13 protein-coding genes are annotated in these 16990 nt (G+C 42.7%); all 13 read left to right on the top strand.

The features are described from left to right. Positions 1 to 117: 117 nt before the first annotated feature. Positions 118 to 882 (top strand): TatD family hydrolase, encoded by a 765-nt coding sequence (locus IJI01_RS11960; RefSeq protein ID WP_292190611.1) that lies wholly within the window; start codon positions 118 to 120, stop codon positions 880 to 882. 41 nt (positions 883 to 923) lie between these two features. Next, positions 924 to 1802, top strand: a complete 879-nt coding sequence (gene rsmA / locus IJI01_RS11955) for a 16S rRNA (adenine(1518)-N(6)/adenine(1519)-N(6))-dimethyltransferase RsmA (protein WP_292190609.1) — start codon at positions 924 to 926, stop codon at positions 1800 to 1802. Between the two features lie 39 nt (positions 1803 to 1841). Then, positions 1842 to 4595: a tetratricopeptide repeat protein gene (locus IJI01_RS11950; protein WP_292190606.1), complete on the top strand. Its 2754-nt coding sequence runs from the start codon at positions 1842 to 1844 to the stop codon at positions 4593 to 4595. A 34-nt stretch (positions 4596 to 4629) separates the two neighbouring features. After that, entirely contained in the window at positions 4630 to 6549 is a 1920-nt protein-coding gene (glgB, locus tag IJI01_RS11945; RefSeq protein ID WP_292190603.1) for a 1,4-alpha-glucan branching protein GlgB, read from the top strand. Positions 6550 to 6634: 85 nt separating this feature from the next. Next, on the top strand, positions 6635 to 9784 hold the full coding sequence (locus tag IJI01_RS11940) for a DUF6240 domain-containing protein (protein WP_292190600.1): 3150 nt from the start codon (positions 6635 to 6637) through the stop codon (positions 9782 to 9784). 10 nt (positions 9785 to 9794) lie between these two features. Next, on the top strand, positions 9795 to 10982 hold the full coding sequence (locus tag IJI01_RS11935; protein WP_292190598.1) for a flagellin N-terminal helical domain-containing protein: 1188 nt from the start codon (positions 9795 to 9797) through the stop codon (positions 10980 to 10982). 28 nt (positions 10983 to 11010) lie between these two features. Continuing rightward, a complete protein-coding gene (locus tag IJI01_RS11930) occupies positions 11011 to 11487 on the top strand; it encodes a flagellar export chaperone FliS (protein ID WP_292190596.1) in 477 nt (158 codons plus the stop codon). Positions 11488 to 11780: 293 nt separating this feature from the next. Next, positions 11781 to 12176, top strand: a complete 396-nt coding sequence (locus IJI01_RS11925; protein ID WP_330623159.1) for an A24 family peptidase — start codon at positions 11781 to 11783, stop codon at positions 12174 to 12176. Beyond that, entirely contained in the window at positions 12173 to 13210 is a 1038-nt protein-coding gene (locus IJI01_RS11920; RefSeq protein ID WP_292190590.1) for a hypothetical protein, read from the top strand. The genes IJI01_RS11925 and IJI01_RS11920 overlap by 4 nt, the downstream gene beginning before the upstream one ends. Continuing rightward, on the top strand, positions 13194 to 14441 hold the full coding sequence (locus IJI01_RS11915; RefSeq protein WP_292190587.1) for a CpaF family protein: 1248 nt from the start codon (positions 13194 to 13196) through the stop codon (positions 14439 to 14441). The genes IJI01_RS11920 and IJI01_RS11915 overlap by 17 nt, the downstream gene beginning before the upstream one ends. Before the next feature lie 37 nt (positions 14442 to 14478). After that, a complete protein-coding gene (locus tag IJI01_RS11910) occupies positions 14479 to 15141 on the top strand; it encodes a type II secretion system F family protein (RefSeq protein ID WP_292190584.1) in 663 nt (220 codons plus the stop codon). Positions 15142 to 15152: 11 nt separating this feature from the next. Then, a complete protein-coding gene (locus IJI01_RS11905; protein ID WP_292190581.1) occupies positions 15153 to 16613 on the top strand; it encodes a type II secretion system F family protein in 1461 nt (486 codons plus the stop codon). Positions 16614 to 16657: 44 nt separating this feature from the next. Next, on the top strand, positions 16658 to 16876 hold the full coding sequence (locus IJI01_RS11900) for a Flp1 family type IVb pilin (RefSeq protein ID WP_330623158.1): 219 nt from the start codon (positions 16658 to 16660) through the stop codon (positions 16874 to 16876). Positions 16877 to 16990 lie beyond the last annotated feature (114 nt).

Here is a 16990-nt window from a genome sequence, read left to right as displayed (position 1 = left end):
AAATTTTAAGATGCAGTATTTATGCGGTTTTAACGGCCAAATTTTTATGATAAATTATTTGGAGCGAGCCCTTTTTTGGTATAAAATATAAAAATGGACATGAATTTTGGAGGAAAAATGATATTTGATACACACGCTCATTATGATGATGAGCAATTTGATATAGATAGAGAGTCCCTTATTGGTTCTTTTAAGGTTGCAGGGATTGGAAATGTAGTTGATATAGGTGCTAGTTTATCTAGTTCACAGAGTGCGATGGACCTGGCTCATAAATATGATTTCTTTTATGCTGCTGTTGGTGTACATCCATCTGAGGTTGAAGAGCTGGATGATGAGAATATTGGAAGGCTCTATGAGTGGAGTAAGGATGATAAGTGCGTAGCAATTGGAGAGATTGGTCTTGATTATCACTGGCCTGATCCGGCGCCGGAGCTTCAGAAGAAATGGTTTATAAGACAGCTTGATATTGCAAGGGAAGTTAAGCTTCCTGTCGTTATCCATTCAAGAGATGCTGCTGCGGATACACTCGAGATTATGAAAAGTGAGAACGCAGGAGAAATTGGCGGAGTAGTACATTGCTTTTCATATTCCAGGGAAGTAGCCAAGCAGTGCGTTGATATGGGATTTTATATTGGAATTGGCGGAGTTCTTACTTTTAAGAATGGTAGGAAGATGGTGGAAGTAGTAGAGCAGACACCTATGGACAGGATTCTTCTTGAGACAGATTGTCCTTATCTTGCACCAGAGCCTTTTAGAGGTAAGAGGAACAATTCCACATATCTTACTTATGTTGTCAGCAAGATGGCTGAGATAAAGGGCATCAGCGAGGAAGAAGTAATAAGAATTACAGAAGAAAATGCAAAACGCATGTATAGGCTGTAAAATGATATTGATAGATTGCATAGATGTGATTTGGAGGTAATATGGCATATTTAGGTAATCCAGCCAGAACAAAAGAGGTACTGGCAAAATATGGCATGAGTGCCAAAAAGAAATTTGGACAGAACTTTTTGATAGATAGTGGCGTACTTGATGGGATAGTTAGCGCCGCAGGAGTGACAAGCGATGACTGCGTTCTTGAAATTGGCCCTGGTATAGGAAGTCTTACTCAGTATCTGGCTGAGTCAGCAGGTAAGGTTGTTGCTGTTGAGATTGATAAGACCCTGATTCCTGTTCTTGCAGATACACTGTCTGAGTATGACAACGTAACTGTAATAAATGAGGACGTTCTCAAGGTTGATATAGACGAGATTGTTAAAGAGTACAACGGTGGTAAACCAATCAAGGTTGTAGCTAATCTTCCTTACTACATCACAACTCCTATCATTATGAAGCTCTTTGAGAGTGGTGCTCCAATTGAGAGTATTACAGTAATGGTACAGAAGGAAGTTGCAGATCGTATGGCCATGGGACCTGGCAACAAGGATTATGGATCTCTTTCACTGGCTGTTGGATATTACGCTGAGGCCAACGAGGTTATGGATGTTCCACCAAGCAGCTTCATTCCGCAGCCTGGAGTAGGCTCGGCTGTTGTTAAGCTCACAAGATATAGCGAGCCGGCAGTTCAGGTTCAGGATGAGAAATACATGTTTGAGATAATCAGAACCTCTTTTAACCAGAGGAGAAAAACGCTGTCCAATTCCCTCGCAAACAACCCTGCATTGAGGGTTTCAAGGCAGCAGGTTCAGGATGCCTTAGTAGAAATGGGAATTGACGAAAAAGCACGTGGGGAAATTCTGAGTTTAGAGCAGTTTGCAAGGCTTTCTGATATTTTACAAAGAAGTAGCGCTATGTTAAACTAACTTTATATGTAGTTTTGTTGGTACCAAAGGGGAAAAGTTTTGGATAAAGTGGAGTATAAGATCAGGGCTGACGAGATTAAGGCTCTGATCGGGGAAGGCAGATATGCCGAAGCAGTGAAAATTGCTGATACAATAGACTGGAAGCGTGTTAAGAGCGTATCTATGCTCTGCACCATCAGTGACTTATATAAGATCAATCGCCGTTTTGAGGAGAGTAGAGATGTTCTTCTGATGGCGTATGACAAGCACCCTACAGGAAGGCCAATCGTATACTCTTTATGCGAACTGGCTATCAAGATGGGCGAGTTTGTTCAGGCGGTTGAATATTATAAGGAATTTGTCAGAATAGCGCCTAGAGATACAGGCAGATATATCTTACAGTACAAGCTCTACGAGGCACAGGAAGTCAGCCTTGAAGAGAGAATTGCTGTCCTTGAAGAATTCAAAAAACACGATTACAGAGAAAGATGGGCATATGAACTGGCATACCTTTATCACAGGGTAGGCCTTACTACTGAGTGCGTAGAAGAGTGTGATGAGATGTTCCTTTGGTTTGGTGAGGGAAGATACGTCATGAAAGCTCTTGAACTCAAGGCACTTCATGAGCCTCTTTCACCAGAACAGCAGGATAGATATAACAGATACAAGATCAAAAATGGCATTGTGACAGAGTCTGCTACAATACCTGATTCACCAGTGGCTGCTCCAACACCTGCAGTTACTGCAGAGATTCCTACTCCTTCAGCTGAGTATGTTCCAGAGGGCAAGCAGCCTACCAAGGAAATGCCACCTGTAACAGATGAAGTGATCAAAGAGTACACTATGTCACGCAATGTGCCACAGGAGCCAGCACCAGATACTATTGTTTATTCTCGCATTACTGAGATTAAAGAGCCATCTGTAGATGTAAGTGCATATAACACCATGAATCTTCAGGAGGCACTTGCAGAGGGGCTTAAAGAGATATATGCATCCGAAAGTGATGTAGCAGAAGAGCAGCCACAGCCAACTGGCAGCATGCAGGAAATCTTTTTTGATACACAGACAGAGGATATTCCTACAGCGCCTCAGATGGGTATTGATATTAAATATGGCGGAAATGGACCTATCCTAGGAGAGGCCAAGCAGTACGAGCAGTTAGTATCAGAACAGGATACAGACGAAGCTGTTGCTACAGATATAGATACAAATACAGCACCTCTTTACAGAGGAGTTGTTTATGAGGAGAAGCCTCTTGAGGACGAAGTTCCAGGAGCTGTTATCCATCCTAATGCAAGCTATCAGATGCCCAAGCATTTTGAGAATATTCTTGCACAGGAATCAGACGGTCAGATCAGCATGGCAGTTCAGCCAGAGCCAATGGTTGAGAAGCAGATTACTGGTCAGATCAGTATAGATGAGTATCTCGGCAACTGGGAGAAGTTCAAGAGAGATCAGAAAGAGAAACAGTTTGCTGCAGTTAAGAAGAGAGTTGCAGACGAAACTGGCAATATGTTTGCTGATTACGACGAGCTGACCAAGGAAGGCCTTCAGGAAAAGATTGAGAAGGCTATATCCGACGCCCTCAAAAAGGAGCAGTATGACAAAGCTTCTGGAAGAGGCGACTGGTCGGTCAATAGAGAAGACGTTATCAATGCCGCAGTAGATGAGGTTATTGATGAGGCTGAGGCCAAGGAATTAAACGTTTCTGATTCTGCTGAGCTTGATAAGATTCCAGATGAGCTTCCTGAGGAAGTAGATGCGGATGCAGATACTGTAGAACAGGAGCTTGCTGCTAGCGAGGAAGAGTCAGAGGTTGGAACTGTTACATCCGAGAAGGATGCTGTAACACCAGCAGATGACGAGGATGAGTCAGAAGCAGAAGATTCTGATGATGAAGACGCTGATAAGGATGAAGCTGAAGAAGACATCCCAGAAGATGAATGGGAAGGTGAGAATCCTGAAGCCAAGCCTGAAACTACTCAGAAGCAGGTAGCTAGACCTGAATCTAAGTCAGAAGAAAATGGCAAGAAGCACCTTGGAAACAGAGAGATTGAAGAGCGTGTCAGAACAATGACACCAGAGGAAAAAGAGCTCTTTGGACCATATATTCATCACAAGAAATCCAGAAGACAGATCATCAATGCTATCGACAATCTGAGCATGGATGCCTTCACAGGTAACGCAATCGTTACTGGTGAGGAGGGGGCAGGAACTGTTAACCTGGCTAAGGGTCTTATCAAGGCAGTTCAGGCATCTGATTCCAACTTCAGTGGTAAGGTTGCCAAGATTACAGCTAACACTCTCAACAAGAAGAGCACCAGCAGCATTTTTGATAAGCTTGCAAATGGAGCGCTGATCATTCAGAGGGCTGCTGATCTTAACCAGGAAACAGTCAATGAGCTTCTTGGAATTCTTCAGGAAGAGAATAAGGGTCTTATCCTTGTTATGGAAGACACCAAAGAGGATATGGACAGATTCCTTGACAAGAATCCATCACTTAAGCAGAGCTTCAATGTAAGAGTTGATATCGAAGCGCTTGATGATGATTCTCTTGTAGCTTATGCAAGACAGTACGCCTATGAGAAAGAGTATGCTATTGATAACCTTGGAATTCTGGCTCTTCATACCAGAATCTCAGAGAGACAGACTCTTGACCACGAAGTAACAGTGGCAGAGGTTAAGGATATCATCGATGATGCTATTTACTATGCTGAGAAGCGTTCAATAGGCCATTTTGTAGATGTACTTGTCAACAAGAGATACGATGAGAATGATATGATCATCTTAAGAGAAAAAGACTTTATGCACTAAGAAATAAGTACCAAATAAACTGAGGGGGTTATTTATGAGTCAAAAGGTTTTTATATCTGAGGACGACGAATACTTATTTGGACAGGGCACACATTATGAGATTTATGATAAATTAGGAGCTCATCCAGCAGAAGAGAAGGGGAAAAAAGGATTCTTTTTTGCAGTATGGGCACCAAATGCCGCTGATGTTCATGTTGTAGGTGATTTTAACGGATGGGATGAAAATGCTCATCAGATGCAGCGCACCAAGACAGGTAACATCTGGACATTGTTTATTCCGGGGGTAGGAATAGGAGCATTATACAAATACCTCATTACAGCTCAGGACGGAAGGAAGCTTTACAAGGCTGATCCTTACGCCAACTATGCTGAGCTCAGACCTGGCAATGCTTCCAGGACAACAGATCTTTCAGGCTTTAAGTGGTCAGACTCCAAGTGGTATGACTCACTTAAGGGTAAAGACATGAACCGTCAGCCCATCGCCATCTATGAATGCCACATTGGCTCATGGATGAAACATCCTGATGGAACTGAGGACGGCTTCTATACATACAGACAGTTTGCAGACAGAATTGTTGAGTACCTCAAGGAAATGAAGTACACACATATCGAGCTCATTGGAATAGCTGAGCATCCATTTGATGGCTCCTGGGGCTATCAGGTAACTGGCTACTATGCTCCGACAGCAAGATATGGCGAGCCAACAGATTTCATGTATCTGGTTAATACACTTCACAAGCATGGAATCGGTGTTATCCTTGACTGGGTTCCAGCTCACTTCTGTCCCGACGAATTTGGGCTTGCATGTTTTGACGGAACCTGTATCTATGAAGATCCAGACCCACGTAAGGGTGAACATCCTGACTGGGGCACCAAGATTTTCAATCTTGCTAAGCCTGAGGTCAAGAACTTCCTCATAGCTAATGCATTATACTGGATCCGCAAGTTCCACATCGATGGACTTAGAGTAGATGCAGTGGCATCAATGCTGTATCTCGATTATGGTAAAAGAGATGGACAGTGGGTGCCTAACAAATATGGCGATAACAAGAACCTCGATGCTATCGAGTTCTTTAAGCACTTTAATAGCGTAGTAAGAGGAACATATCCTAATATCCTCACTATTGCAGAGGAATCCACAGCGTGGCCTAAGGTTACAGCTCCACCAGAGGAGGATGGACTTGGCTTTGCATTTAAGTGGAACATGGGATGGATGCACGACTTCTGTGAATATATGAAGCTTGATCCATACTTCAGACAGGGTGCTCATTACATGATGACCTTTGCAATGAGCTACAATGATGCTGAGAATTATATTCTCCCATTGTCACACGATGAGGTAGTTCACCTTAAGTGCTCAATGGTAGAGAAGATGCCTGGTTACAAGGTTGATAAGTACGCGAACCTTCGAGTTGGCTATACTTACATGTTTGGTCACTCTGGTAAAAAGCTTTTATTCATGGGTCAGGACTTTGGTCAGGAGCGTGAGTGGAGCGAGAAGAGAGAGCTCGACTGGTTCCTCTTAGAGAACGACCTTAATAGAGGAATGAAGGATTATGTAGGTAAGCTCCTTGAGCTCTACAGAAAGTATCCAGCTCTTTATGAAGTGGATAATGACTGGGGAGGATTTGAGTGGATCAATGCCGATGACAAGGAGCGCAGCACTTATAGCTTCTACCGCAGAGCTTCTAATGGCAAGGACAACATTCTCTTTGTACTGAACATGACTCCTATGGAGAGAAAAGGCTTCAAGGTAGGCGTTCCATTTGATGGCACTTATACCAAGCTCCTTGATAGCGCGCAGGAATGCTATGGCGGATCAGGCAGCTGTGTTCCAGATAAGATAAAAGCTGAAAAAGGACTATGTGATTACAAGGATTACAGCATAGAATTTGACCTTCCACCATATGGTGCCGAGGTATTCCTCTTCCAGACTAAGAAAACTAAAAAGTAAAGTTTTTTGAAACTAAGCCGAAATAAATGGTGATGAATAATATGTTCATCACCATTTTTTGTGTGATAAAAATAGTGAGGTACAAATGAATATTAACTTTCAGGCAATTACCAGTCATGGAAAAGATGAGAGTCTTGATATTCTTGGGATGGAACCAAAGGAGGCTTTCGCATCCAAAGCTGGCAAGTCAAGATCTGTAGCTACTACTTCTGATCCAGTTAGTATACAGCTTGATTCAAGCATTTATAGTAATAATGCTTATGCCTGTCAGGCCAAGAGCTTAGATAACATAAGCGAAATGGCTGAAAACACGGACGTTTTGACACAGCATAACTATATGGCTCTTTTATCAAATACCATGTCCAAAGAGGACTATGCCAAGGCCGCTGAGGATGGATTTGATATTAAAAATATGGACAGTACAGAAACTGTGACCATTCTTGATAAGATCAAGAGTGTTCTTTTGGAGTCTGGGCAGGAAATCGTAGGCTTTAACGATGATATGAGCCTTGATAAGCTAGCCAGGATCACAGGCAGCATGTCTTTTGCTACAGAATTACAAAAGAGCTTCCATGAAAATGACATTCCCGTCACCTATGAAAATATAAAAGCTGCAAGCGTTGCATACTCTGAAGTTGCTGATATTCAGGGACTTGATGATGCTGCGGTTAAATATCTTGTCCTCAACAACATGAGCCCAAGTATTGAGAATATTTACCGTGCATCTCACAGTACCAACGGCCAGAACATGTCAGGAAGAGGCTTCTATGCTCAGGATGCAGGCGGATATTATGCCCAGAAGGCAGAGGCCTATGACTGGGAGCAGCTTGATGGCCAGATAGACAAGATAATCGAAGAGGCAGGATTTGATAAGGAAAACATACAGGTAAGAGAAGAAGCCAGATGGGCTATTCAGCAGGGAATTCCGCTTACAGCTGATACACTTGCCGGTGTACACAGGGTAAAAGAGATTTCTTTTCCTATATCTGAAGAGACAGGAGCAAAGGCTGTTGCTGCGGCCATAGCTGATGGTAAGAAAGCTACTATGGCTGACATTTCAGATCCAAGAAGTCTTTTTTCCAGAGCATATGCCATTAAGGATGATTTCGAAAAGATTTCTGATAACGATATAAGGACAGGCCTTCACTCGGGAAAAGAGCTGAATCTGTCCGTTCTGAGAGCTGAATCGATCAAGAATTCCATTACTTCAGAATATGTGGATAAATGTCCTATCGATACACAGGATACACGTTTTATTCAGGCCAGAATGCAGCTCGAAGAAGTACGACTTCGTATGACAGTAGATGCCAACAGGCAGCTTCTTAGCAGCGGTTTTTCAATTGATACAGCACCTATGGAGCAGCTGATAGAGAAGCTCCATAACATACTTGGAGATCTTGCCTGCGAGACTGCAGGTGTAGCGATTGATAAGATAACAAACGTGACTCCGCAGAATACTGGTTATCTCATAGAAGCAACTCTGAGCAGAGTCAGCATCATTAGCCGCGGACCTATTGATGTTACCGGTGCAATGCTGGATGAGATGGAGACAGCGTCTCTTTCCAGAATCAGTGAAGTATCAAGCGACATTGAGATGCGTTACAAAAAAGCCCAGCAGGGCTATGAACCACTGATGACAGCACCTAGAGCGGATCTTGGCGACAGTATCAAAAAGGCATTCCAGAATGTTGATGAAATCCTTAAGGATATGGGACAGGAGCCAAGTGAAGAAAATAGAAGAGCAATACGAGTTCTTGGATATAACAGCATGGAAATGACTCAGGAGAATTTTGAGAAGGTAAGAGCCTGGGATCAGATGCTAAAGAATACCATGGACAGACTTAAACCAGGAGCGGTTGTCGATATCATCAGAGAAGGCAAGAATCCTCTTGGCATGACTATTGAGGAACTCTCACAGAATCTGAACAAGAATTTTAATGGCGATGATTCTGGAAAGGGCGGATCCAAGTCAGATGAGAAATATTCCAAATTCCTGTACAAGCTTGAGAGACAAAAGGGTATTACAGAAGCAGAGAAGGAATCTTTTATCGGAATATACAGATTGTTCCATACGCTTAAGGCGGGTGACTATCAGGCTATAGGTTCTGTCATTAAGACAGGAGCCAAGATGACTTTGGGAAATCTTTTAACAGCAACCAGAACCCAGAAGGCATCAAGACATGGAATGGATTATACAGTAGATGACAGCTTTGGTGGTATTGATGCCATTAGCAGATCATCAGAATTAAAAATTGATGAACAAATCAGTTCGGCCTTTAGATATTATAGGGCACAGGCCGATATAGTATATGAGAATCTTGAGCCCGAAAAACTTCAGATGGCCAAACCTGACGAGAGTACTCTTTTACCAAAACTTGCAGAAGATCTGCAAAGTGCTGGGGTAAATGAGGAGCTTGAAAGGGATTACGCCAACGAAGTTGTCAGGCAGATAAGAGAGACGGCCCAGGTACGCGATGGAGAAGGCGCATATGAGGAGCTTAAGAGCCTTAATATGGAAGTCAACTTCAACAACCTGGAAGCTATGATCTCCAATAGAAGGGACCGTAAGAACGGTAGTATCTGGCAGAAATCGGAAGAGCTGTTAAAAGAGATGGCCACCAAAGAGCAGAGTTTGCTGGTGGACGCTCTTGGTGAGCAGGATTATGAAGACACTTACAAGAATGCTCTTCAAAACATTTCTGACAGCCTGGAAGAACTGCTGATGGATGAGGACGATACTTATATTGATGTAAGAGCAATCAACCTCATGCAGAGAAGACTAACCGTTATGAGCGCTGGCTCAGAGAGGGGAACCTTCGATGTACCTGTCATGATCGATGGGCAAAAGATTTCCATGCACATCACTTTGAAAAACGATGCAAGCATGGATTCACGGATGGAAGCCAGTATTCAAACCTACGAGTATGGTATGGTCACAGCCACTCTTTCTGAAAAGAATGGCATTGTTAGTGGAATGATCACCACAACCTATGGCCAGAGCACCGAAGAAGTAGAATACATGGAAAGCGTTAGATCTAAAATGTGCGTGAAATTGGCTGAGAAACTAAAGGATTTTGGCGTGGGCCAGGACAACATTGCAATCCTTTACCATGCGCAGACACAGCCTATCTCAGTAGGAACAGCTAATGCAAATGCCACGGATGGCAATCAAAAGACATTTACAGACACAAGTATTTTACTGTCTATGGCAAAAGCATTTATAGAGGCTCTCTAAGGAGGTAGAAATGAAAGTTAATTATAATGTGTCAGCGATGATCGCTAATAACGCGCTTCAGCGAAATGATACTCTTTTATCTGAATCACTGGAGAGATTGTCCAGCGGTCTCAAAATCGCCAACGCAAAGGATAATCCTTCAGGTCTTGCGATGTCCAGAAGAATGAATTCACAGATCGAAGGTCTCGGAGTTGCCGGGGATACCTCCAATGACGCAATCTCAATTGTACAGGTTGCTGACGGATCCCTTTCAGAGATCCAGGAGATTCTGCAGAGAATGAACCAGCTGGCTGTTCAGGCTAGTAACGGAACACTTACAGATGCAGACAGAGAGACAATCCAGGAAGAGGTAACTCTTTTAAAAGAAGAGATTGTGAGAATGGCAGAGACCACACAGTTTAATGGTCAGAGTATCCTTGATGGAACCTTTGATCTTAAGGGCTATGCCACAATCGGCGACAGCTTCTCAGGCTCCAAGACTGATGCTAATGTAAAAGTCATTAACTACTCAGACGTTGTAGAAGCAGGAGTTTACAAGATTACTGGTATCGATGTTTCCTATATGCACCTTACAGGAACAACCGGTGTAGATAAGCAGGGAATCTTCTTTGAAAATGGCAGCGATAAGGCTATTAAGATCGAAAGAGTTAATGCAGATGGAACAACATCTTCATATATGAACAACGGAATGATCGCATCTATTAACGAGGACGTATTGACACTTAGCGACAGTACTGGTAAGAAGATCGATATCCAGATTGACAGAGCACTTAGCGATACAGTATTTGTGGATCTTACAGCCAGCGGTGCTATGACAATGCAGGTTGGAGCTAATGAGGGTCAGACACTTGATATCAGAATCCCCAGAGTTAACCTTACAACTCTTGGAATCTACAACCTTGATATGGCTAATCCAGAAGGTGCCCTTGAGGCAATCGAGGATGTAAAGGGAGCCCTTGCAAATATCAGTTCAATCCGAAGCAGACTCGGTTCCTACCAGAATAGATTGGAGCATACTTCCAGCAGTATCGATATCACAGTTGAGAACATGACAGCTGCTTATTCCAGAATCATGGATGTAGATATGGCAGAAGAGATGACAGTTTATTCAACACAGCAGGTTCTCTCACAGGCTGGAACTTCAATGATGGCCCAGGCTAATGAAAGACCTTCACAGGTTTTACAGCTTTTGCAGTGATAATTAGTTTGATTAGCGAGGATATGCCATGACACAGGAAAAGAAACAGGAATATACCCTTAAGATCACTCAGGCCAATAAAACTCAGATGATCACAATCCTATATGAGATGGTCATCGATTATATAAGCGATGCAGAAGCTGCTATGACCAATGGGCAAAGAGATATCGCTGACAGAAACCTTTTGTATGCTCAGAATGTAATTGATGAGCTCATCCGCTCAGTTAATCTTAAGATGGAGCTGGGTAGAATGCTCCATAAGCTCTATATTTTTTCCAAGACAGAGCTCACGGCAGCAGGCGTACAGGGTAGTGTAAAAAGAATTGGCAAAGTTAAGCAGAATTTCAAATCCCTCCATGCAGCTTATAAAGAGATCGAGTCAGAGGATAAAAGTGCTCCTACCATGGGAAATATACAGACAGTTTACGCTGGCCTGACCTATGGAAAACACAGTCTCAATGAGGATGTGACGGCAGCTTCCATGAACCGCGGATACATGGCTTAAGAAAATCTTTAAACTATTAATTTTGCTTCTGAGATTCATAATAAAGAAAATAGAATAATACGAAATCTAAAAGAGCGAGCGAAGACTGTTTCTACAAAGAATGGGTTTGAAGCCGCTCTTTTTCTATGTTTAGAGGAGTTTATAAAGTGTTCGACTCCATTCGAACAAAAAATTAATATTGGCGTGCGAGGGAAAATTTGAGGGGGTTTACAAATATTTTTTGTGGTGCTAAATTCTTTAATCGCGAGCTCGACACAAAACTTTGAAAGGAGTGGATAGAGATAAGAGCGGTTTTGCTTTTGTTTTTGACAGGAGCGGTATTTACTGATCTTACCAAAGACAAAATTTATAATGTTTGGGTAGTACCTGGACTACTGACGGGCCTGATAATTGCCTTGAGCCAAGGAACCGGGAGGTTCATAGAGGCGCTTGTGGCAACTTTAGCTACTTTCCTGGTACTCATGCCGGTATACTTCCTTAGAGGTATCGCGGCCGGCGATGTTAAATTACTATTATCTACAGCATCTTTTTTATCATTTCAGGAATTACAATCCTGTATCTTATATTCTTTCCTCATTGCAGGAGCTATTTCATTAGTAATCGTTGTTTTTAAGAGAGAAAAGAAAACCTTGCATTTTGCTGTTCCAGTCCTTGTAAGTACTATTTTGGTCTTAGGAGGAATTGTATGAACAGATTAAAACTGGCTATTTGCGACGAAGATGAGATTTATTTAAGAAGGCTTGATGAGTATCTTAGAGGAAATCTGGGACTTGGCTTTGACATTTTTTCTTTTACTGATTTCGATCTGATGGAACAGTTCATTAAGAAAACTAAGGTAGCTCTTTTGATGATTGCTGAGAGTGCGCTTGAAGGAATCGATGATCTAAGGCTATCTGAGAATGTGAGAAATGTACTGGTGTTGGATGAGGGCTTTGGCGGTAGTAGTCTTGTGTGCGAAGACGGAGAATGTAGTTCTGATCTTAATAAGAAATACATAAGTAAGTATCAGCCGGCTTCTGTAATTGTAAATGACATCGTGGGCTTTTGCACTGAGGAAGCAGAGGAATTTACAGGGCTTAGTCTTTCTGCTGCTCCTGGAAAAGGAAGCGTGATCGGTCTTTATTCACCACTTTCGAAATGCGGGCAGACAACTCTGGCGGTTAATATTGCGGAGAAGCTTGCAAGGGATGCCAAGGTTATTTTTCTTAGCTTTGAGAGTTTCTCTACACTGCCTCAGATGCTGGGGATTAGCAGCGATGAGGACATTACAGATCTGATATATTACGCAGAGCTTGAGGCAGAGAGGTTTGGTCTTCATCTGGAGAAGATAAAGAAATCCAGAAATGGCGTTGATTATGTTATGCCAGCCAGGACTGCAATGCAGATCAAAGAGATAAGTTGTCAGAAGCTCAAGAATCTATATAGTCTTCTAATCAATGAATGCGGATATGATTATATCGTGGTGGACATGACTGAATATCCGGGAGAATTCTTTGATATAGCGGCGCTGTGTTACAGGCTTATTACCATAACAAGGCCTTATGCATCGGATCAATATAAGCTTAAGCTGTTCGAGGAAGTGCTGATGCAAGGTGAGCTTGAAGAGGTAAGAGAGAAGCTTGTGAAGTGCCAGGTGCCAGACTTAAGGGACAAAAAGAGCTATGACGATTATGTCTTGAGGCTGCTTGAGAGCGAGGGAATAATAGGTGGAACAGAGAATTGAAGGCTTAAAGAGAAATATAAGGCAGCAGATAATCAGTTCCATTGATTATTCCAAGGACATCACTGATGAAGAAATGTATGAGCTGGTGGATCAAAGGTTGTCAGATAGTTTAAGGCATGCGGTTATTTCAGTCGAAGACAGGAAAAGGCTTCGGATGCAGATATTTAACTCCATAAGGAAGCTGGATATTCTGCAGCAGTTGGTGGACGATCCTGGGGTGACGGAAATCATGGTAAATGGTACGGACAATATTTTCGTTGAGAGAAATGGTTGCCTGTCCAGATTCAACGGAAGGTTCGAATCCAGAGAAAAGCTTGAGGATGTAGTTCAGCAGATTGTTGCTTCCTGTAACCGAGTGGTCAACCAGTCACAGCCGATTGTAGATGCAAGGCTATCAAATGGCAGCCGTGTAAACATTGTGTTGGATCCGGTGGCACTCAATGGCCCCATCATCACGATCAGGCGATTTCCGGAAAAGCCAATAGACATCGAAAGACTTCTTTTGCTTGATTCTATATCGAGCTATCTATGTGACTATCTCAGGATTCTGGTTAAGGCAGGCTATAACATCTTTATTTCTGGTGGTACCGGTTCAGGTAAGACTACCTTTCTAAATGCTTTGTCAGATTTTATTCCCAAGGATTTGAGAGTTTTGACAATTGAAGACTCTGCGGAGCTTCAGATAATAGGCGTGCCCAACCTTGTTCGTTTGGAAGCGAGGAATGCAAACGTCGAAGGCTGCGCGCCTATTACCATCAGAGACCTCATCAAATCATCGCTGCGAATGCGCCCAGACTGGGTGATCGTCGGAGAGGTACGAGGAGGAGAGTGTGTGGATATGTTGCAGGCTATGAATACCGGGCACATGTCAATGAGCACAGGTCATGCCAATAGTGCCTACGATATGCTCTACAGACTTGAAACCATGAGCCTTATGGGAATGGGAGAGCTTCCGCTTGCGGCGGTGAGGGGCCAGATAGCAGCAGGAATAGACGTTATTGTTCATCTGGGAAGGCTGCGCGACAGGTCCAGAAAGGTTCTGGAAATCTGCGAGGTGGAAAAAGAGCTTGATTCAAATGGAAAGATTAAGCTGAATCCGCTATTTAGGTTTGTGGAGAATGCGGAGGAGTCAGGGGAGAGGATAAAGGGAGAATGGAGGAAAACTGGTGAACTTAAGAACATTGAAAAGCTTGTGGCAGCAGGTCTTACATTACCGGCCGAAGAAAAGTGATCTGGTTTTTCTGTTACAGGGAGTGGGGATAGCTGTAATGTTTGGGCGACTATTTTTTGATTCGTGGCTGGCAGTTCTTATGATATCTCCAATTGCGATTCCGTGGACTCTTTTGCAAAGGAAAAATGAGAGTATCAGGAAGTGCAGACAGATTGGAATCCAGTTTAAGGACGCCATATTCTCTGTTCTTACCAGCTTAAAGGCGGGATTTTCAATAGAGAATTCCTTCCTTGAAGCAAGAAGAGACATGGATCTTTTGTATGGAAAAAATAGCGATATATCTTTTTACCTATCAAGGATCAGCAAGGGGCTTAAAAACAGTGTGCCTCTTGAAAAGCTTATTTTCGGAATGGGGAAAGAAACAGGAAATTCTGATATTCAGGATTTTGCGCTTGTTTTTGCTGTAGCCAAGAGAAGCGGAGGAAATATGACAGAGATCATCGACAGAACTATAAGCGTTATTTCAGGAAAGCTGGAGGTAGAAAAAGAAATTGATGTGCTGATAAGTGCAAAGAGACTGGAGGCTAAGATTATGAACATGGTACCTTTCTTCATTATTTTTTACATAAGTATTACCAGTCCGGGATTCTTTGATGCGCTATATCACAATTTTTTTGGAATTATCCTAATGACTGTATGCATGGTGATCTACTGTATATCCTACGTGCTCTCAGAGAAAATCGTGAACATCAGGATTTAAGGGGAGAAGTGATGATAATTTGCATTTGTTTGATAATTCCTGTCGCTGTAGTGGCGCTAGGAATACTATCCAAAGATACAGAGCTTTCTCCGGATATCAATGAGACAGGGATAGCAAGGCTTCTATATAGAATATCTCTTTATCTGTATGGGCTTTTGAAGGATAGGAAAAAGATTGTCAGCTCGCAAAAGATAAGGGCGAATCTGTCCACTCTGAATCGTGAATCAAACGCAGATAAGCTGGAGGCGGATTACTACGCGCAGAAAATAAGCATAGTCATCCTGTTGTCATTGTGTGGCAGCTTTTTGGCACTTCTTTTACATCTTCAGACCATTTATGGAGGAGAGCTTCACGATGATGTGTTGATAGATAGAAAGCAGCCAGGAGATGGAGCACTGGCGCTTAACCTTATTGCTGAGGATGAAGAAGGCAACGAGCTTGGACAATTCAATGTGACAATTGATGAAAAGCTTTATACGAAGGCAGAAGCGGACGAATTTTTTGAAATGGCCAGTCTTGAAATGGAACAGGTTGTTCTTGGAGAAAACGAGTCTTTTGAGAAGGTCACAGAAAATCTGAACCTGGTGCAGAAGATAGATGGGTATCCCTTTGAAGTTTCCTGGAAGATAGACAATGTTGATGTCTGCAAGTATGACGGAGAGATAGACTGGGACTTTGTTCCTGAGGAAGGAATTGTTATTACCCTTACAGCTACCTACAAGTACAACGAGAGCAGATGGGAACAGATTCTGTATGCCGACGTAATCCCGAGGCAGTTGTCGGCAGCAGAGCTGATCCAGAAGGAGATTAAAGAGCTGATTGATCTAAGTAATGATCAGACCAGATATCAGGATCAGATCAAGCTTCCTTCTGAGTACAAGGAAGAGACAATTATCTGGAGAGAAAAAGAAGAAGATAACAGCCTTATCCTGTTGCTCATCATGGTAATTAGCGGAGCTGCAACTTTTGTGCTCAAGGATAAAGATCTGGCTGACCAGATTGAGAAGAGAAATGAGGGGCTTTTAAGTGATTATCCGGGGCTTGTTTCGCAGATGGTTTTATATCTGGGAGCTGGAATGACCATGAGGAATATCTTTGGAAAGCTTTCTGAGAACTATGTAGCCAAGCTAAAGGCTGGGCAGGAAAAGAGATTTGCCTATGAGGAAATGCTTAGAACAACCAGAGAGTTGGCAGCAGGGAAATCAGAGAGTGATGCCTACGAGGAGTTTGGCTATAGATGTGGAGGGCAGCAGTATACGAGACTTAGTACTTTGCTGTCCCAGAATCTTAGAAAGGGTAATAGTGAGCTACTTCGTCTTTTGAATGAGGAAGCGAGAAAAGCTCAGGAAGACAGGCTCGACAGAGCCAGAAAAGCTGGCGAAGAAGCGGGGACTAAGCTTCTTTTGCCAATGATACTTATGCTGCTTATCGTGATGATAATCATCATGATACCTGCATATATGACGTTTTAGTCCATAAATAAAAGACAATTGTTTGGTAGAAGAGGTAAATATAAATGAAAAAATTACAAAACGGAGTAAAAAATATTGGAAATAAGATTGCAGGAGGAATCAAGACCTTCTGGAATGACGAGGCAGGAATGGGCACGGTTGAGGTCATTTTGATCATCGTCGTTCTGATCGGACTGGTAATCGTATTCAAGAAGCAGATTTCAGGAATCGTAGAGGATGTCTTTAAGACAATTAGTGAAGAGACTCGTGAGATCACAAACTAAGGGATATATAACGGTCTTTTTGTCATTATCTATCATGATAATACTGTCACTTGTTCTGGCTCTCTTTCAGGGAGCCAGGATAGGAGCTGTCAGGATGAAGACGGAATGTGTAAT

Source organism: Butyrivibrio sp. (genome assembly GCF_017433805.1).
GTDB lineage: Bacteria > Bacillota > Clostridia > Lachnospirales > Lachnospiraceae > Butyrivibrio.
Note: the sequence above shows the minus strand (reverse complement) of the source record. Positions and strands in the feature narration are given on the sequence as shown.